Genomic DNA, 18,322 nt, shown 5'->3' with positions numbered 1-18,322 from the left:
GAGGCACCGCGGCGTCGTACCCACTTCAAGGACGACGGGCACGGTGCGCGGGTCGATAGAGTGGTGGGGTGACTGAGCAGACTCCCTTCTACGTGACCACGGCCATTTCCTACCCCAACGGCGCGCCGCACATCGGCCATGCCTACGAGGCGATCGCCGCGGACACCCTGGCCCGGTTCAAGCGGCTGGACGGCTTCGACGTCCGCTTCCAGACGGGGACGGACGAGCACGGCCAGAAGATGCAGCAGACCGCCGAGAAGCTGGGCGTGAGCCCTCGTGACCTCGCGGACGCCAATTCCGCGCGCTTCCTGGCCATGGACGACAAACTGCAGATCGGTTACGACCGCTTCATCCGCACGACGGACGAGGACCACTACGCGGCGTCGCAGGAGCTGTGGCGGCGCATGGAGGCCAACGGGGACATCTACCTGGGCAAGTACGCCGGGTGGTACTCCGTGCGGGACGAGGCCTACTACGCCGAGGACGAGACCGAGGTGCGCTCGGACGGTCAGCGCTACTCGATCGGTACGGGCACGGAGCTCACGTGGACCGAGGAGGAGAGCTACTTCTTCCGGCTCTCCGCGTACCAGGACCGCTTGCTCGAGCTCTACCGCACCGGGTTCGTTCAGCCCGAGACGCGCTCGCACGAGATCGCGTCCTTCGTGAGCGGCGGACTGCAGGACCTGTCCATCTCCCGCGCCACGTTCGACTGGGGTGTGCCCGTGCCGGGCAACCCCCAGCACGTGATGTACGTGTGGGTGGACGCCCTGACCAACTACCTCACGGGTCTGGGCTACCCGGACACGGACGCCGAGCTGTTCCGGGCGTTCTGGCCCGCGGACGTGCACCTGATCGGCAAGGACATCGCGCGCTTCCACGCCGTGTACTGGCCGGCGTTCCTGATGTCCGCGGGGCTCGAGCTGCCCCGGAAGGTCTTCGCGCACGGGTTCCTGTTCAACCAGGGTGAGAAGATGTCAAAGTCCGTGGGCAACGTGATCGATCCCCACGCCCTGATCGGCGAGTACGGGCTGGACCAGTTGCGCTTCTTCCTATTGCGAGAGGTCCCGTTCGGCCAGGACGGCAACTACTCGCACGACGCGATCGCCGGACGCATCAACTCGGATCTTGCCAACGACCTCGGCAACCTGGCCCAGCGCAGCCTCTCGATGATCGCCAAGAACCTCGGGGGCGCGGTGCCGGAACCGCGGGACTTCACTGCCGAGGACCTCGAAATGCTCGAACAGGCGGAGTCGGCGGTGGGGGACTACCGAGCGGCGTTCGACGAGCTCGCGTTCCACCGCGGTCTGGAGACCGTGTGGCGGGTCATCGCATCGGCCAACCGCTACTTCACGGCGCAGCAGCCGTGGGTGCTGCGCAAGACCGATCCGGAACGGATGGCCACCGTGCTGTACGTGACGGCGGAGGTGCTGCGCATCGTCGCGATCCTCGTACAGCCGGTCATGCCGGATTCCATGGCCAGGCTGCTGGACCAGCTCGGTCAGCCCGAGGGGGAGGCGCGGCAGTTCTCGGCCCTGGGGACGCGGCTCGCCGCGGGGACCGAACTGCCCAAGCCCTCCGGCGTGTTCCCGCGCTACGAGGCCCCGGAGGCGCTCCAGGACTGAGGTACTGCGGTATCGAGGTGCGGTGGCCGGGTCGTCGTCGGGCGGCCCGGCCGTTGCTTGTCCGCACGACGCCGCAGCGACCGTTGCGGGCCGGCCGAGCGTCGTCGGGCCGGTCGGCTGTCAGCGGATCTCGCGCCCACTGTTCGTCTCGCTATATGAAACTCGGGTTCACCATGTGGAAGGCCGCGGCGGGCGCACCTAAGCTGGCCTCCATGAGTCCGACGTCACCTTCCGCACCCGCCCGCAGCCACTCGATCGCCGTCCTGCCCGGTGACGGTATCGGCCCGGAGGTCGTGGCCGAGGCCGTCAAGGTCCTCGACGCCGTGACCCGCCCCGCGGGGGTGACCCTCGAGAAGACGAGCTACCCGCTCGGCGCCGAGCACTGGCTCGAGACCGGTGAGGTGCTCAACGAGGACACCATGGAACGGTTGCGTTCCCACGACGCGATCCTGTTCGGTGCCGTGGGTGCCGCCCCCAACGACAAGCGCATCCCCTCCGGGATCCTCGAACGCGATCTGCTGCTCAAGCTGCGCTTCGGGTTCGACCACTACATCAACCTGCGCCCCGCGGTGCTGTACCCCGGTGCCACGAGCCCTCTGTCGGACCCGGGGGAGATCGACTTCGTGGTCGTGCGCGAGGGCACCGAGGGGCTCTATGCGGGTAACGGTGGCACGCTGCGCACGGGCACCGAGCACGAGATCGCGACCGAGGTGTCCGTGAACACCGCCCACGGTGTCCGCCGCCTGGTGCGCTACGCGTTCGACCTCGCGAACAGCCGCACGCGCAAGCGGCTGACCCTGGTCCACAAGCACAACGTCCTGGTCAACGCCGGGCGGCTCTACCAGCGAACCGTGGACGAGATCGGGGAGCAGTACCCGGACGTCACCGTGAACTACATGCACATCGACGCCGCCACGATCTTCATGACCACCGACCCCGCGCGCTTCGACGTGATCGTGACCGACAACCTGTTCGGGGACATCCTCACCGACCAGGCCGGCGCGGTCACCGGGGGTATCGGTCTGGCGCCCAGCGGCAATATCAACGCGGACCGCACCGCGCCGTCCATGTTCGAGCCCGTCCACGGCTCCGCCCCGGACATCGCCGGTACCGGCACCGCCCAGCCCACGGCCGCGATCCTCGCGGGCGCCATGATGCTCGAGCACCTGGGCCACCCCGATCTCGCGGAACAGGTCAACGCCGCCGTGCGCGCAGACCTGGAGGCGAACGGTTCCGCGCAGCGCAGCACGTCGCAGGTGGGCGACGACGTCGTGGCGCAGTTGGGTGCGCGCAGCGCCTAAGGTCCGCGTCCCGGCCACCGCGGGCGGGATACTGGGAGCACATCATCACGTGCCAGCGCACCGCCTCAGCAGGGATGCCCGGCAGCACGCCGTCGAAGGAGAACACCAGTGAGCACTGAATTCGTTAAGCAGCTCAACCCTCACCCCGCAACCGATGAGGTGCGCGAAGCCGTGTTGCGGAACCCCGGTTTCGGCAAACACTTCACGGACCACATGGTGTGCATCGACTGGCAGGGGGACGTGGAAGCGAACACCGGCCGCTGGGACAACGCACGGCTGCAGCCGTACGGCCCGCTGAGCCTGGACCCGTCCACCGCCGTGCTGCACTACGGCCAGGAGATCTTCGAGGGACTCAAGGCCTACCGGCACGCGGACGGATCCGTGTGGAGTTTCCGCCCCGAGGCCAACGCCGCGCGGCTGAATCGCTCGGCGCAGCGGCTGGCCCTGCCCACGCTGCCCGAGGAGACGTTTGTAGATGCCATCCGCGAGCTCGTGGCCCAGGACGAGAAGTGGGTTCCTTCCGGGGAGGGCGAGTCCCTCTACATCCGTCCGTTCATGATCGGTACGGAGCCGTTCCTGGGGGTGCGTCCGTCCAGGGAGGCGCTGTTCTCCGTGATCGCGTCCCCGGCGGGCAATTACTTCGGCACGGTCGAACCCGTGGACATCTGGCTCTCGCGCACGTACGCCCGCGCGGGCAAGGGCGGCACGGGCTCCGCGAAGTGTGGTGGCAACTACGCGGCGTCGTTGATCGCCCAGATGGAGGGGGACGCGCACGGGTGCAGCCAGGTGCTCTTCCTGGACCACGAGCGCGGGGACGCGGTCGAGGAACTCGGTGGCATGAACGTGTTCTTCGTCTTCGACGACGGCCGGCTCGTGACCCCCGAACTGACCGGGACCATCCTCGAGGGGATCACGCGCGACTCCGTGATCCAGCTGGCCAAGGAACGCGGGCTGCAGGTCGAGGAACGCGCCTTCACCCTGGACGAGTGGCGCGAGGGCGTGAACTCGGGTCACCTCACGGAGGTCTTCGCGTGCGGCACGGCCGCGGTGATCGCACCCGTGCGGCGGCTCGTGAGCCACGACGAGACCATCGGCCCGGAGGACGCGGCTCCCGGCGAGGTGACCATGTCCATCCGCAAGCAGTTGCTGGACATCCAGACCGGTAAGGCGGAGGACACGCACGGTTGGTTGACCCGCTTGGCGTGATCCACGTGGCGTGAATCCCTCGGCACGCTTCGCGTGGCGGGGTCCGTGCCACCCGTTCGACCAGCCGCCCCCGGTCCGACCTCGGTTGCATCGCGGGCGGCTGTGTAGCCTGTGAGCATGCGCATCGCACGGTTCACACACGACAACGAAATCCACTTCGGCACGGTGCACGGGGAACCCGGCGCCGAGACGCTGCGGTACCTCACCGGCGACCCCCTGTACGTGGGGATCCAGGAGCTCGAACGCACCGTGGCCGTGTCCGAGGCCCGGTTGCTCGCCCCGGTGATCCCGCGCTCCAAGATCGTGTGCGTGGGGCGCAATTACGCAGCGCACGCGAAGGAGCTCGGCAACGAGCTGCCGCCCGCTCCCATGCTGTTCTTCAAACCGAACACCGCGGTGTCCGGTCCCGGCGATCCCGTGACCCTGCCCAGCTGGACCGAGGAGGTCTCGTACGAGGCCGAGCTCGCCGTGGTGATCGGGCGCATGTGCAAGGACGTCCCCGTGGAACGCGTTCCCGAGGTCGTGTTCGGCTACACCGCCGCGAACGACCTCACGGCCCGCGACGCCCAGCGCACCGACGGCCAGTGGGCCCGAGCCAAGGGATTCGACGGCGCGTGCCCGATCGGCCCGTGGATCGAGACCGAGCTGGACACCTCCGCCCTGTCCGTGCGCTCCACCGTGAACGGGCAGCTCAAGCAGGACGGCAACACGCGGGACATGATCTTCGACGTGGCCACGCTCGTCTCCTACGCGTCCGAGGCCTTCACGCTGTTGCCCGGTGACGTCATCCTCACGGGGACCCCCGCGGGGGTCGGGATCGTGGACGAGGGCGATCAGCTCTCCGTGCAGGTCGAGGGGATCGGCGAGCTCACCACGGTGCTGCGCCGCTGACCCGGCGCGCCGCCAGCCCACCCCCGGGGTGCGCCGTCGCCTGACGACCCGGGGCGCACGCGTTGCCGAGCCGTCCCTCGGCGCGCCGTCGTCGGAGCCGGCCGGGGCGGTGCGGCAGCGCTCGCCGACGCCCGCGCGGGCAGTCCCCCTACCCGCCGCGGGGATGACTCCTACCCGTAGAATAAACGCATCATGACTGACGACGCAGCGACTTTGCACCCCACCGTTCCCGCCGACGCACCCGTGCGCGTGCGCTTCTGCCCGTCCCCCACGGGCACCCCGCACGTGGGTCTGATCCGCACGGCCCTGTTCAACTGGGCGTGGGCCCGCCACACGGGCGGCACGCTGGTGTTCCGGATCGAGGACACGGACGCCGCCCGCGATTCCGAGGAGAGCTTCCAGCAGATCCTGGACGCCCTGGGCTGGCTGGGCATCACGTGGGACGAGGGCGTCAACGTGGGCGGACCCCACGAGCCCTACCGGCAGTCCCAGCGCGGCGAGACCTACCAGGACGTCCTGACCCGGCTCGTGGCCGGCGGCTACGTTTACGAGGACTTCTCCACGCCCGAGGAGGTCGAGCAGCGTCACCGTGCCAAGGGTGAGGATCCCAAGCGCGGGTACGACAACTTCGATCGCGACCTCACGGAGGAGCAGAAGGATGCGTTCCGGGCCGAGGGCCGCAAGCCCGTGCTGCGCCTGCGCATGCCGGACGAGAACATCACGTTCACGGACCTCGTGCGCGGTGAGATCACCTTCAAGGCGGGCTCGGTCCCGGACTTCGTGGTGGCCCGCGCGAACGGCCAGCCGCTCTACACACTCGTGAACCCCGTGGACGACGCCCTCATGGGGATCACCCACGTACTGCGCGGCGAGGACCTGCTGTCCTCCACGCCCCGGCAGATCGCGCTGTACCGCGCACTCATGGGCATCGGGGTCGCCGAGTTCATCCCCGAGTTCGGGCACCTGCCCTACGTCATGGGGGAGGGCAACAAGAAGCTCTCCAAGCGGGACCCGGAGTCCAACCTCTTCCACCACCGCGACAACGGGTTCATCCCCGAGGGTTTGCTGAACTACCTGGCCCTGCTCGGGTGGTCGCTGTCCGCGGACGAGGACATCTTCACCGTGGACCAACTCGTGGCGAACTTCGACATCCACGACGTCCTGGCCAACCCTGCGCGCTTCGACCTCAAGAAGGCCACGGCGATCAACGGCACGCACGTGCGCATGCTGGACCCCCGGGACTTCCGGGACCGGCTGATCCCGTACCTGCGCTCCGCCGGCCTCGTGGGGGAGACCCTGACCGAGAAGGAGAACGACGTCCTGGATCGGGCCGCCCCGCTCGTGCAGGAGCGCATGAACCTGCTCGGTGAGACCCCCGGCCTGCTGGGCTTCCTCTTCCTGCCGGACGAGCAGATCGAGATCGCCCCGGACGCTGCCAAGCAGCTCAAGGACAGCGCACCCCAGGTGCTCGACGCCGCGCTCACGGCTCTCGAGTCGCTGGAGGAGTTCTCGGCCGAGAAGATTGAGATCGCCCTGCGCGAGGCAATCGTGGATGGCCTGGGGATCAAGCCGCGCCTGGCGTTCGGCCCGGTCCGCACGGCAGTGTCCGGGCAGCGGATCTCCCCGCCCCTGTTCGAATCCCTCGAAATCCTGGGGAAAGAATCGTCGCTCAGGCGCATTCGCGCGCTGCGCGAGCACGTCGCCGCGTCCTGACCCGATCCGTCCGCGACGGGTGGGTGTCACCCAGGAGGTGACCCCCACCCCGCGGACCGGTTTGGCAGCCGCGGGTTCCCCGGGTATAGTTATTGCTCGTTGCGCGGCCGATCCGGTGCGGACCGGGCGGGCAGCGAGACCATTGGGATATGGTGTAATTGGCAACACAACGGTTTCTGGTACCGTCATTCTAGGTTCGAGTCCTGGTATCCCAGCGCTTTCTGGCATCGGACGGACCACGGTTCGAACGGACCGAGCATCGCTGTTCCACGGTGGGTTTTCCCGAATTGGAGCATTACCGCGAAGATGTTACTGTTTGGTGCGTCAACGCGGGACCGCACAGGAACGAGTTTCCGACAGCGGTCCACGGAAAGTACACGGCCCCATCGTATAGCGGCCTAGTACGCCGCCCTCTCACGGCGGTAACGCGGGTTCGAATCCCGCTGGGGTCACTACGGAAGAGCCTCGGTTTCCACGGAAACCGGGGCTCTTCGCATGTCTGCCACCCACTGCTCCCGTCCGTTCCCGGCGCGCTGCCGCGACGCCCGCGTGACGGCTGGCACAATGATCGTGTGAACACCGAGAACGCACCGGCCGTGCCGCTCATCGAGTCCCTCGAGACCACGCGTGAGCTCTTGCGCTCCACGACCCTGCCGCTCGCCACGGCGAGCGCGGCGCAACAGCGCGAGAACGCGGCGCGTGCCGTGGCCCAGTTGGACGACTACGTCCTGCCGCGTGTCCGTTCGTTGGACGCCCCGCTGCTGGCCGTGGTGGGCGGTTCCACGGGCGCGGGAAAATCGACCCTGGTCAACGCCCTCGTGGGCCACCCGGTCACACGCTCCGGGGCCATTCGCCCCACCACGCGCAGACCCCTGCTGATCCATCACCCGAGCGACGCGGGGGCGTTCACCACTCAGCGTGTGCTGCCGCACCTGGCCCGGGTCCAGGGGACCCTCGTGGATCCCTCTCGCCCCGCGCCGGCGCCCGACGACGGTGGGACGGCCGTGGAGGACATTGGGTCCCTCGTGTTGCTCGCGGACCAGAACATCCCCAAGGGCCTCGCGATCCTGGACGCCCCGGACGTAGATTCCGTCTCGGACAATAACCGGGCCCTGGCCGCCCAGTTGCTCTCCGCCGCGGACCTGTGGCTGTTCGTCACGACCGCCAATCGCTACGCGGACGCCGTGCCGTGGCAGCTGCTGCGCAACGCTGCGGGGCGCGACATCACGGTGGCCGTGGTGCTGGACCGGGTGCAGGCGTCGTCGGCCGCGGAGATCGAGGAGGACCTGCGGCGGATGCTCAACGAGGAGGGACTGGGTGGCGCCCCGATCTTCGTGGTCGAGGAGTCCCCGCTCAACGAGCTGCGCATGCTGCCCCCGGCCGCCGTGGAACCGCTGCGTGAGTGGCTCGAGACGCTCGGCGCGGACGCGCAGGCCCGCTCGGAGATCGCCGCGCGCACCCTCGGGGGAGCGGTGCGGGAACTCGCGGACACGACCGACCGCACCGCGGAGGCCGTGGCGGGCCAGCAGCACACGGAGGAGCACCTGCGCCGCGAGGTGACCACGTCCTTCGACGAGGCGCTGCGCGCGATCATCGACTCCACTCGGGACGGGACCCTGTTGCGCGGTGAGGTGCTCGCGCGCTGGCAGGACTTCGTGGGAACCGGCGAGTTCTTCCGCAGCCTCGAGGCGGGAATCGGGCGGGTCCGGGACCGGATGACCGCGTTCTTCAAGGGCCAACCCGCACCCGAGGTGCGCGTGGAGGAAGCCATCGAATCGGGTCTGCAGGCCGTGATCGTGGAGAACACGGCCCGTGCCGCGGAATCCGCCGAGCGGCGCTGGCGTGACGAGCCCGCCGGACAGGTGTTGCTTGCGGGCCGGGATGCGGCCGCCCTGCCACCGGACTTCCCCGACCAGGTCGCGGAGAGCATCCGGTCGTGGCAGTCGGACGTCATGCTCATGATCCAGCAGGAAGGCGCGGGCAAGCGCACGCGGGCCCGCGCAATGTCGCTGGGCGTGAACGCGCTCGCCGTGATCCTCATGATCGCCGTGTTCTCGACCACGGGCGGGCTGACCGGCCTGGAGGTCGGGATCGCGGGTGGTTCGGGTGTCGTGGGGACCAAACTGCTCGAGGCGGTCTTCGGTGAGGACGCCGTGCGCCGGATGAGCGACCAGGCGCGCAAGAACCTGGAGACCCGGATCCGGACGATGCTGGCCGGTCGGGCCAAGCAGTTCCTGGACACGATCGACGAACTCGGGGAGCACCCCTCGGCCGAGCAACTGCACGCAGCGGCCGCCCGCGTGCGCGCAGAGAGTGAGGCCCTGTGAGCCCGCGTTCCCGGGACCAGGACGTGTCTCTGCCCGATCGGATCTCCGGACTCGCGCAGGCCGTGGAGATCGCGGAGGGTCGCCTGGACGCCGAGGTGATCCGGGGTGCGCGGGAGACCCTCGAGCGCGCCGCGCAGCGCCGGGCCCTGTCCGCGGACCACACCGTGGTGGGCTTTTTCGGCGCCACGGGCTCCGGCAAGTCCTCCCTGTTCAACGCCGTGGTCGGTCAGGACCTCGCCCGTAGTGCGGCGCGCCGACCCACGACCTCCGCACCGCTCGCCGCGATCTGGGGGGATGAGGGCAGCCAGCCGCTGCTCGACTGGCTTGACGTCGCTGACCGCAGGGTCGTGGGTCCCGCGCTGAGCACGTCCACCGGGCGCGGGCGCAAGGCGAGCACCACGAGCGGTGGGCTCGTGCTGCTGGACCTGCCGGACTTCGACTCCGTGACGCGGGAACACCGGCAGATCGTCCAGCGCATGGTCGGTCTCGTGGACGTGGTCGTGTGGGTCGTGGACCCCCAGAAGTACGCGGACGCGGTGTTGCACCAGGACTTCGTGCAGCCTCTCGCGCGCCACGGCGCCGTGACCATGGTCGTGCTCAACCAGGCGGACCGGCTCGATGAGCGGGACGTCCCCTCGGTGCTCGCATCGCTCACGGAACTCGTGGCGCAGGACGGCCTCCCCGCGACCGGGCCGAGCGCGCCCGTGGCCGTCTCCGCTCTCACGGGTCAGGGTGTCCCGCAACTGCGGGACCGGATCCACGCCGTGGCCGCCCAACGCGCCGCCGCCGGGCAGCGACTCGAGGCGGACGTCATCCACAGTGCCGGGGAACTCGCGCGCGCCGCGGGGGAGGGCGATCCGCGCGGGATCACCAAGGACGCGAGTGAACGGCTCACCGCCGGGCTCGCGCGTGCCGCCGGCATCGACCTGGTCGCGGACGCCGCGGCCCGTTCGTACCGGTTGCGCGCGGGGCGGCACACCGGGTGGATCGCCACGCGCTGGCTCACCCGCCTGCGCAAGGACCCGCTCAAGCGCCTGCACATCGAAAGCCATGACAAGCACTCGGACCCCGGGGTGCACCGCACGTCCCTGCCGCCCATGAACGCGTCCCAGAAGGCCGCCGCGGACTCCGCCGTGCGCGGTTTCGCGGACAACGTCTCCCAGGGCGCCGGGGAGCCGTGGCGGCGCAGCATCCGTGGCGCCGCCCGCAGCAACGAACAGCGGTTGCCGGACGCGCTGGACCAAGCCGTCGCACGCACCAAGTTCTCCGCGCGCGGGGCGTCCTGGTGGTGGATCGTCTTCGACGTCCTGCAGTGGCTCGCCATGCTCGTCACGGTGCTCGGTCTGTTGTGGTTGCTGGGTCTGTTCCTGGCCGAGTACTTCCAGATCCCCCTGCCCCCGCCACCCACGGTCGAGGGCTTCCCACTACCCGTGCCCACGCTCATGGTGCTCGCGGGGGTCGTGCTCGCGCTCTTCCTCGCGCTCACGGGCGCGGTGATCGCGTCGCTCGCGTCCCGTGTCCGGGCCTCGCGGGTACGACGTCGCTTGCAGCGATCCGTCCGCACGACCGCCGAGGAGACGGTCCAGGCCCCGGTGGAACACGAACTCGAGGCGCACCGCGAGTTCACCGGGGCCGTGGCACGGGCGGCACTCACGCGGCGCTGACCTGCACGGCGTGCTCGGGGCTCACCCTTGCCGATGCGCCCGGCCCGGGTTGCGCCCACGGGCTCACGCGGCGCTGACGCGCACGGCCTCCGAGAGGTGCCGGGCCGCCTGGACCACGATGTCCGCGTGCTTCCGACCGGGCTGCTTGGACAGGCGTTCGATGGGTCCCGAGATGGACACCGCGGCGATCACCCTGCCCGAGGGTCCACGCACGGGCGCGGAGACCGAGGCGATCCCCGGTTCGCGTTCGCCGATCGACTGGGCCCAGCCGCGGCGTCGTACCCCGGCGAGGGTCGTGGCGGAGAACCGCGCGTGATGCAGCCCCTCGATCAGGCGCGCGTGGTCCTCCCACGCCACGAGCACCTGCGCGGCGGAGCCCGCCTTCATGGACAACTGGGTGCCCACGGGGATCGTGTCGCGCAAGCCGATGGGCCGTTCGGCCGAGGCCACGCACACGCGCCACTCGCCCTGGCGGCGGAACACCTGGGAGGACTCACCGGTACTGTCCCGCAACTGCAGGAGCACGGGGGCCGCGGCAGAGATCAGCCGGTCCTCACCCGCGGCCGAGGCGAGCTCCACGAGGCGGGACCCGAGGACGAAGCGCCCGTGCACGTCCCGGCCCACGAACCGGTGATGGGCGAGCGCCACTGCGAGCCGGTGGGCGGTGGGTCGCGCGAGCCCCGTGGTCTCCACGAGATCCGCGAGGGAGGCCGCGCCGGCCTCGAGGGCGTCCAGGATGAGGGAGGCCTTGTCGATGACCCCCACGCCGGAGGGGGAGAACGAGGACTCCTCGGGCATGCCCGAGCCCGTCCCTCGGCCGCCCAGGGGAGAGCCCAGGGGGGCTCCGGAAGGATCCATCGCGTGCGTCGTGTCCATGCCTTGATATTGCCGTCTCACAATGCGAGAAGCAAGTCCGAGGAGTGGAACTACTCGCCGCGAGCGATGACCATGATGGCAACGGTCACGTGCGGGACGCGCGAACGCCGCCCACGCGGCGTCGCCCACCGCACGCCAGGACACGAGCAGGAGTGACGAGATGACGAGCACACAGACCACCGCGCCGCGGACGCTGGCGGAGAAGGTGTGGAACGACCACCTGGTGCGCCAGGGTGAGGCCGGACGCCCCGACCTGATCTACATCGACCTCCACCTGCTCCACGAGGTCACGAGCCCCCAGGCCTTCGAAGGCCTGCGGCTGGCCGGACGCGGACTGCGGCGCACCGATCTGACGATCGCGACCGAGGATCACAACACGCCCACCGAAAACATCTTCTCGACCATCGCGGACGAGACCTCCCGCAAGCAGATCGAGACGCTGCGCCGCAACTGCGAGGAATTCGGTGTGCGGCTGCACTCTCTGGGGGACGCCGAACAGGGGATCGTGCACGTGGTGGGTCCGCAGCTGGGGCTGACCCAGCCGGGGATGACCGTGGTGTGCGGTGACTCCCACACATCCACGCATGGAGCCTTCGGGGCGCTCGCGTTCGGGATCGGCACGTCCGAGGTGGAGCACGTCATGGCCACCCAGACCCTCTCGCTCGCACCGTTCAAGACCATGGCCATCAATGTGGAGGGCACGCTCAAGCCGGGGGTCAGTTCCAAGGACATCATCCTGGCCGTGATCGCCAAGATCGGCACGGGCGGCGGGCAGGGTCACGTGCTCGAGTACCGCGGGTCCGCGATCCGCTCCCTGTCCATGGAAGCGCGCATGACGATCTGCAACATGTCGATCGAGGCGGGTGCGCGGGCGGGGATGATCGCGCCGGACCGGACCACGTTCGACTACGTCGAGGGCCGCCCGCACGCGCCGCAGGGTGAGGACTGGGACGCCGCCGTGGAGTACTGGAAGACCCTGCACACGGATGAGGGCGCCACGTTCGACCGCGAAGTGTTCATCAACGCGGATGAACTGGAGCCGTTCGTCACGTGGGGCACCAACCCGGGTCAGGGCGTGCCGCTGTCCCAGGCGGTCCCGGATCCGGAGGACGCCGGGGACGACAACGCCAAGGACGCCGCGCGGCGCGCCCTCGAGTACATGGGCCTGGAAGCCGGAACACCCATGAAGCAGATCCCCGTGGACACCGTGTTCCTGGGCTCGTGCACCAACTCCCGCATCGAGGACCTGCGGGCCGCCGCGGCGATCGTCAAGGGCCGCAGCAAGGCCGAGAACGTGCGGGTCATGGTTGTCCCCGGTTCCGCCAAGGTGCGCTTGCAGGCCGAGGCCGAGGGGCTGGACAAGGTGTTCACGGACTTCGGCGCGGACTGGCGCTTCGCGGGATGCTCCATGTGCCTCGGGATGAATCCGGACCAGTTGGCGCCGGGGGAGCGCTGCGCCTCCACGTCCAACCGCAACTTCGAGGGGCGCCAGGGCAAGGGCGGGCGCACCCACCTGGTGTCGCCGGTGGTCGCGGCGGCCACGGCCGTGCGGGGGACCCTCAGCGCGCCGTCGGACCTCGAGCCGGTGGCCTGAGCCCCGGAACCCGCCGCGACGTACACCACCAGAAAAGGACACAGCCATGGAGAAGTTCACCACCCACCGGGGCGTGGGTGCCCCGCTCAAGCAGTCGAACGTGGACACCGACCAGATCATCCCCGCCGTCTACCTCAAGCGCATCACCAAGACCGGTTTCGACGACGCCCTGTTCGCCGGGTGGCGCAAGAACCCCGAGTTCGTGCTCAACCAGCCCGAGTACCGCAACGCTTCCGTGCTCGTGGCCGGCGCGGACTTCGGTACGGGGTCGTCGCGCGAGCACGCCGTGTGGGCGCTGCGCGACTACGGGTTCAAGGCCGTGATCTCCTCCCGTTTCGCGGACATCTTCCGCGGCAACTCGGGCAAGCAGGGATTGCTTGCGGCGCAGGTGGACCAGTCGGACGTGGAGTTGCTGTGGAAGCTCATGGAGGAGCAGCCCGGCGTGGAGATCCAGGTGAACCTGGAGTCGCGCACCGTCACGTGCGGGCCCGTGACGGTGCCCTTCCAGATCGACGACTACACCCGCTGGCGGCTCATGGAGGGTCTCGACGACATCGGGTTGACCCTGCAGCATGAGGCGGACATCGATGCGTACGAGCGCACCCGCCCCGCGTTCAAGCCCACCACGCTGCCCGCCCGAACCTGAGTGGCGGCTGGACCGATCAGCGGTTCGAGCCGGTAGAATGTCGAGGTCCCGTGCGTGTTCCGCGCCCGGGAGATCCCTTCCCGCAGATCGGTAGGTCATGACTTCTTTGCGCATCACCGGCGGCGTTCCGCTGTCGGGTCAGGTGACGGTACGCGGCGCCAAGAACCTGGTTCCCAAGGCCATGGTGGCCGCGCTGCTCGGCTCCACTCCTTCCACGCTGGGCAACGTGCCGGAGATCAAGGACGTCAAGGTCGTCACGGACCTGCTGAGCCTGCACGGTGTGGAGGTCACGCGCGACGACGCCCGGGGTGAGTTGACGCTCGACCCCACCAACGTGACTCGTGCCCGCCATGCGGACATCGACGCCCACGCCGGCGACTCGCGGATCCCGATTCTGCTGTGCGGCCCGCTGTTGCACGCCCTGGGAGAGGCGTTCATCCCGGACCTGGGCGGGTGCCGGATCGGTGACCGACCCATCAACTACCACCTCGAGGTGCTGCGCAATTTCGGCGCCAAGGTGGAGAAGCTCGATTCGGGGATCCGGATGAGTGCACCGCACGGGTTGCAGGGCGCCAAGATCGACCTGCCGTACCCGTCCGTGGGGGCCACGGAACAGGTGCTGCTCTCCGCCACGCGTGCCGAGGGCCATACCGAGCTGCGCGGTGCCGCGACCGAGCCCGAGATCATGGACCTGATCGCGATCCTGCAGAAGATGGGCGCGCTCATCACCGTGCAGACGGACCGTGTGATCCGCATCGAGGGCGTTCCTGAACTCACGGGGTACGTGCACAGCGCGCTGCCCGACCGCATGGAAGCGGCGTCGTGGGGTTCCGCGGCACTGGCCACCGGTGGTGACATCTTCGTGGCCGGCGCCAAGCAGGCGGACATGATGACCTTCCTCAACACCTTCCGCAAGGTGGGTGGTGGGCTGGACATCCGCGAGGACGGCATCCGCTTCTACCACCCGGGCGGGGACCTCAACCCCCTGATCGTGGAGACGGACGTGCACCCCGGCTTCATGACCGACTGGCAGCAACCGCTCGTGGTCGTGTTGACCCAGGCCAAGGGCGTGTCGATCGTGCACGAGACCGTGTACGAGAACCGTTTCGGCTTCACGCGCGCGCTCAACCGCATGGGCGCCGTGATCCAGTTGCACCGCGAGTGCCTGGGCTCGGTGCCGTGCCGCTTCGGGCAGCGCAACTTCCTGCACTCCGCCGTGATCTCCGGCCCCACGCCGTTGCACGCCACCGACATCCACATCCCGGACCTGCGCGGCGGGTTCTCCCACCTGATCGCGGCGCTGTCCGCGGAGGGCGTCTCGCACGTGACCGGTGTGGAACTGATCAAGCGCGGCTACGAGCACTTCACCGACAAACTGGGTGGGCTGGGCGCGAACTTCACCGTCGACGAGCGGTGAGCCCCCGCCCGCACCGCACGGCTCACCCGATCGAGGGAACTGCAATCCGTCCAGCAAGGAGTGACAGCCCGGATGAGTAGGACCTCGCAGCGTTCAACGTTCCGCGTCCTCGCGGGGACGGTGATCCCCGTCTACCGACTGTTCGCCAGATCCCACTGGCGTGGCCGGGAGAACTTCCCGGACTCCGGCGGTTTCGTGGTGGTGGCCAACCATCTCACGGAGCTCGATCCGATCACCGTGGCCTACCCGGTGTACGCGTCCGGGATCATGCCGCGGTTCCTGGCCAAGGAGTCGTTGTTCCGGGTCCCGGTGGTGGGCACCATCATCGCGAAGATCGGGCAGGTCCCCGTGTACCGAGGAACCTCGCGCGCCAAGGACTCCCTGGTGGCCGCCCTGGCCGAACTCGACAGCGGCGGCGCCGTAATCGTGTATCCGGAGGGCACCATCACGCTGGACACCGAGATGTGGCCCATGCGCGGGCGCACGGGAGCCGCTCGTCTCGCGCTCAAGGCCGGCGTCCCGGTGGTGCCCATGGCGCACTGGGGGGACCAGGAGATCCTGTACCGGGACCCCAGCGGTCACCGCACGGTGAGCCTGTGGCCCCGTAAGCGCGTGGACGTGCTCGTGGGAGAGCCGATGCACCCGGAGGACCTCGTCCCCGGCGGTCTCCAGCGCCCTGGTCATCCGTCCTCCGACGAGCTCACGAAGGCCACCGAATCCATCATGGGTGCGATCACCGATCTACTGGGTGAGTTGCGGCAAGAAGAAGCACCGCGCGAGCTCTTCGACCCGCGAGCCGGGAAGGTGGCCCCGTGACGCCGGATCCGAACGGTCCCCGCAAGGTCACCGTGCTGGGAGCGGGTTCGTGGGGCACCACGTTCGCCAAGGTCCTCGCGGACGCCGCCGCGGATGTCGGCGCCCAGCGCACCGTGTGTCTGTGGGGCCGCGATCCCGAGTCGATGCAGCGGATCGCCCGCGAGCACCGCAACGACCGCTACGTCCCGGAGATCGAGCTACCGGAAACCCTCGAGTATTCGAGCGACCTGCGCTCGGCGCTCGCGGGAGCGGACCTCGTGGTCGCCGCGATCCCCGCCCAATCGCTGCGCGCGCAACTGGGCGCGGCGGCGTCGTACGTGGAACCGGAGGCCGTGATCCTGTCCCTGGCCAAGGGACTCGAATCCGGGACCGGGCTGCGGATGACCCAGGTGATCGCTCAGGTGCTCGCCGAACACACGCAGCGCACCGCGGAGGAGTGGGCCCGGCGCACGTGCGTGCTCTCGGGGCCCAACCTGGCCATGGAGATCGCGCGGGAGGAACCCACGGCTTCCGTGGTCGCGGCCACCGATCACGACACCGCCGCGTGGGTTGCGCGCTGCTGTGCCGCACCCTATTTCCGGCCCTATACGAACACGGACGTGATCGGCACCGAGATCGGCGGTCTCGTGAAGAACGTGATCGCCCTGTGCGTGGGGATCTGCGACGGCCGCGGCTACGGGGACAACTCCAAAGCTTCGGTCATGACGCGCGGCCTGGCCGAGACCACACGGCTGGCCCTGGCGCTGGGCGGCGACCTGACCACCTTGTCGGGGTTGTCAGGGATGGGCGACCTCGTGGCCACGTGCTCGTCCTCCCTGTCCCGCAACCACACGGCCGGTAGGCTCCTGGGGGCCGGACTGAGCCTCGAGCAGGTGCAGGACGCCATGACCCAGACCGCGGAGGGGATCAAGTCCGCCCCCGCGGTCCTCGCCCTCGCGCGCCGCCACGGCGTGGACATGCCCATCACGGAGGCCGTGGTGAGCGTACTGCGCAACGACGTTCCGGTCCACGAACTGGCGCCCAGGCTGTTGGGCCGCGATCTGAAATCCGAAGGGAACAGCGCATGAGCACCACCCACGAGAACCCCGAGTCCACCGCCGCGGGCAGTAAGCCGTGTGTCGCGGTCGTGTTCGGCGGGCGCTCGTCGGAACATTCCGTCTCCCTCATCACAGCGCGCTCGGTACTGCGGGCCATCGACCGTGACACGTGGGACGTGGTGAGTGTGGGGATCTCCACGGACGGCGCATGGTTCCTGTACTCCCAGGAGGAACTCGAGGCGCTGCTGGACGAGCAGCCCATGGCGCAGCTGCCCGTGGGGCGGCGACGAGTGAGCCTGCCCCTGCAGACGGGGGACAGCCGGCTGCTGATCCACGATTCGGACGAGCACGGTGCCGCCCTGACCCGCGGCCGCCACGTGGACATCGTCTTCCCGTTGCTGCACGGTCCGTTCGGTGAGGACGGGACCCTGCAGGGGCTGCTCGAGCTCGCGGACCTGCCGTACGTGGGGTGCGGCGTGGCGGCCTCGGCGATCGGGATGGACAAGCACTTCATGAAGCTCGCGTTCCAGGCCGCCGGACTCGAGGTGGGTCCGTACACCGTGGTCCACGACCGCACGTGGCGCACCGACCCGCAGGGCGTGCACCGCGCCGTCGCCGAGCTGGGCTTCCCGGTCTTCGTCAAGCCCGCGCGCGCCGGGTCGTCCTTCGGGATCACCCGGGTGGACGACCCCTCCGGACTGGACGCGGCCATCGAGACCGCGCGCGAACACGACCGCAAGCTCGTGATCGAGGCGGGCATCGACGGCCGTGAGATCGAGTGCGCCGTCCTGGGTGGCCACGGCACCGACGAGGCCCGCGCGTCCCTGCCCGGGGAGATCGAGGTGCAGGGTCACGCGTTCTACGACTTCGAGGCCAAGTACCTTGAAGACGACGGCGCTGCACTCTCGTGCCCCGCGAAGCTCCCGGAGGACGTGATCGACACGCTGCGCCGCGAGGCGGTGCGCGCGTTCCACGCCGTGGACGGTGAGGGACTCGCACGCTGCGACTTCTTCGTGACGCCCGATCACCGCGTGATCATCAACGAGATCAACACCATGCCCGGGTTCACCCCCATCTCCATGTACCCGCGCATGTGGGACGCGAGCGGGCTGCAGTACAGTGCACTGATCGACGAGTTGATCACCCTGGCGCTCGAACGGCCCGTGGGGCTGCGCTGAATCCGCCCACGCACGCCGCGTGAGGGTCGCGTGA

14 protein-coding genes and 2 tRNA genes are annotated in these 18,322 nt (G+C 69.3%); 15 read left to right on the top strand and 1 reads right to left on the bottom strand.

Annotated features, from left to right (window positions below; translation table 11 throughout):
- Positions 1 to 68: 68 nt before the first annotated feature.
- From metG to IE157_RS09760, 9 genes are all read left to right on the top strand, one after another.
- Positions 69 to 1,622 (top strand): methionine--tRNA ligase, encoded by a 1,554-nt coding sequence (gene metG, locus IE157_RS09800; RefSeq protein WP_193519857.1) that lies wholly within the window; start codon positions 69 to 71, stop codon positions 1,620 to 1,622.
- A 212-nt stretch (positions 1,623 to 1,834) separates the two neighbouring features.
- Positions 1,835 to 2,923: a 3-isopropylmalate dehydrogenase gene (locus IE157_RS09795; protein WP_131332697.1), complete on the top strand. Its 1,089-nt coding sequence runs from the start codon at positions 1,835 to 1,837 to the stop codon at positions 2,921 to 2,923.
- A gap of 108 nt (positions 2,924 to 3,031) precedes the next feature.
- Positions 3,032 to 4,129, top strand: a complete 1,098-nt coding sequence (locus tag IE157_RS09790; RefSeq protein ID WP_193519856.1) for a branched-chain amino acid aminotransferase — start codon at positions 3,032 to 3,034, stop codon at positions 4,127 to 4,129.
- Positions 4,130 to 4,246: 117 nt separating this feature from the next.
- Positions 4,247 to 5,020 carry a fumarylacetoacetate hydrolase family protein gene (locus tag IE157_RS09785; RefSeq protein ID WP_131332698.1) on the top strand — a complete coding sequence of 258 codons (774 nt, stop codon included), beginning with the start codon at positions 4,247 to 4,249 and terminating at the stop codon, positions 5,018 to 5,020.
- A 192-nt stretch (positions 5,021 to 5,212) separates the two neighbouring features.
- Positions 5,213 to 6,733: a glutamate--tRNA ligase gene (gene gltX, locus IE157_RS09780; RefSeq protein ID WP_193519855.1), complete on the top strand. Its 1,521-nt coding sequence runs from the start codon at positions 5,213 to 5,215 to the stop codon at positions 6,731 to 6,733.
- 143 nt (positions 6,734 to 6,876) lie between these two features.
- A tRNA-Gln gene (locus IE157_RS09775) sits at positions 6,877 to 6,948 on the top strand.
- A 164-nt stretch (positions 6,949 to 7,112) separates the two neighbouring features.
- Positions 7,113 to 7,185: transfer RNA gene (locus IE157_RS09770), tRNA-Glu, on the top strand.
- A 120-nt stretch (positions 7,186 to 7,305) separates the two neighbouring features.
- Positions 7,306 to 9,060, top strand: a complete 1,755-nt coding sequence (locus IE157_RS09765; RefSeq protein ID WP_167318373.1) for a dynamin family protein — start codon at positions 7,306 to 7,308, stop codon at positions 9,058 to 9,060.
- Positions 9,057 to 10,724: a GTPase gene (locus IE157_RS09760; RefSeq protein WP_193519854.1), complete on the top strand. Its 1,668-nt coding sequence runs from the start codon at positions 9,057 to 9,059 to the stop codon at positions 10,722 to 10,724. The genes IE157_RS09765 and IE157_RS09760 overlap by 4 nt, the downstream gene beginning before the upstream one ends.
- Positions 10,725 to 10,787: 63 nt before the next feature.
- Here IE157_RS09760 and IE157_RS09755 read toward each other — a convergent pair whose 3' ends face one another.
- Positions 10,788 to 11,600, bottom strand: coding sequence for an IclR family transcriptional regulator (locus IE157_RS09755; protein ID WP_098054712.1), 813 nt, complete (start codon positions 11,598 to 11,600; stop codon positions 10,788 to 10,790).
- Positions 11,601 to 11,760: 160 nt separating this feature from the next.
- Here IE157_RS09755 and leuC point away from each other — a divergent pair, with 160 nt between their 5' ends.
- The 6 genes from leuC (at position 11,761) to IE157_RS09725 (ending at position 18,288) form a co-directional block, all read left to right on the top strand.
- A complete protein-coding gene (leuC, locus tag IE157_RS09750) occupies positions 11,761 to 13,194 on the top strand; it encodes a 3-isopropylmalate dehydratase large subunit (protein WP_085106308.1) in 1,434 nt (477 codons plus the stop codon).
- 46 nt (positions 13,195 to 13,240) lie between these two features.
- The gene (leuD, locus tag IE157_RS09745; RefSeq protein WP_193519853.1) at positions 13,241 to 13,840 is read left to right on the top strand and encodes a 3-isopropylmalate dehydratase small subunit; all 600 of its coding nucleotides are present in this window, start codon (positions 13,241 to 13,243) and stop codon (positions 13,838 to 13,840) included.
- A gap of 97 nt (positions 13,841 to 13,937) precedes the next feature.
- Positions 13,938 to 15,257 (top strand): UDP-N-acetylglucosamine 1-carboxyvinyltransferase, encoded by a 1,320-nt coding sequence (murA, locus tag IE157_RS09740; protein WP_064845678.1) that lies wholly within the window; start codon positions 13,938 to 13,940, stop codon positions 15,255 to 15,257.
- Positions 15,258 to 15,329: 72 nt separating this feature from the next.
- On the top strand, positions 15,330 to 16,073 hold the full coding sequence (locus IE157_RS09735) for a lysophospholipid acyltransferase family protein (protein ID WP_144998166.1): 744 nt from the start codon (positions 15,330 to 15,332) through the stop codon (positions 16,071 to 16,073).
- Positions 16,070 to 17,140, top strand: coding sequence for an NAD(P)H-dependent glycerol-3-phosphate dehydrogenase (locus tag IE157_RS09730; protein WP_193519852.1), 1,071 nt, complete (start codon positions 16,070 to 16,072; stop codon positions 17,138 to 17,140). The genes IE157_RS09735 and IE157_RS09730 overlap by 4 nt, the downstream gene beginning before the upstream one ends.
- On the top strand, positions 17,137 to 18,288 hold the full coding sequence (locus IE157_RS09725) for a D-alanine--D-alanine ligase family protein (protein WP_064845675.1): 1,152 nt from the start codon (positions 17,137 to 17,139) through the stop codon (positions 18,286 to 18,288). Before IE157_RS09730 ends, IE157_RS09725 begins: the two co-directional genes overlap by 4 nt.
- Positions 18,289 to 18,322 lie beyond the last annotated feature (34 nt).

It is taken from the genome of Kocuria marina (genome assembly GCA_014652975.1).
Taxonomy (GTDB): Bacteria; Actinomycetota; Actinomycetes; order Actinomycetales; family Micrococcaceae; genus Kocuria; species Kocuria marina.
This window is presented reverse-complemented; position numbering and strand designations above follow the sequence as displayed.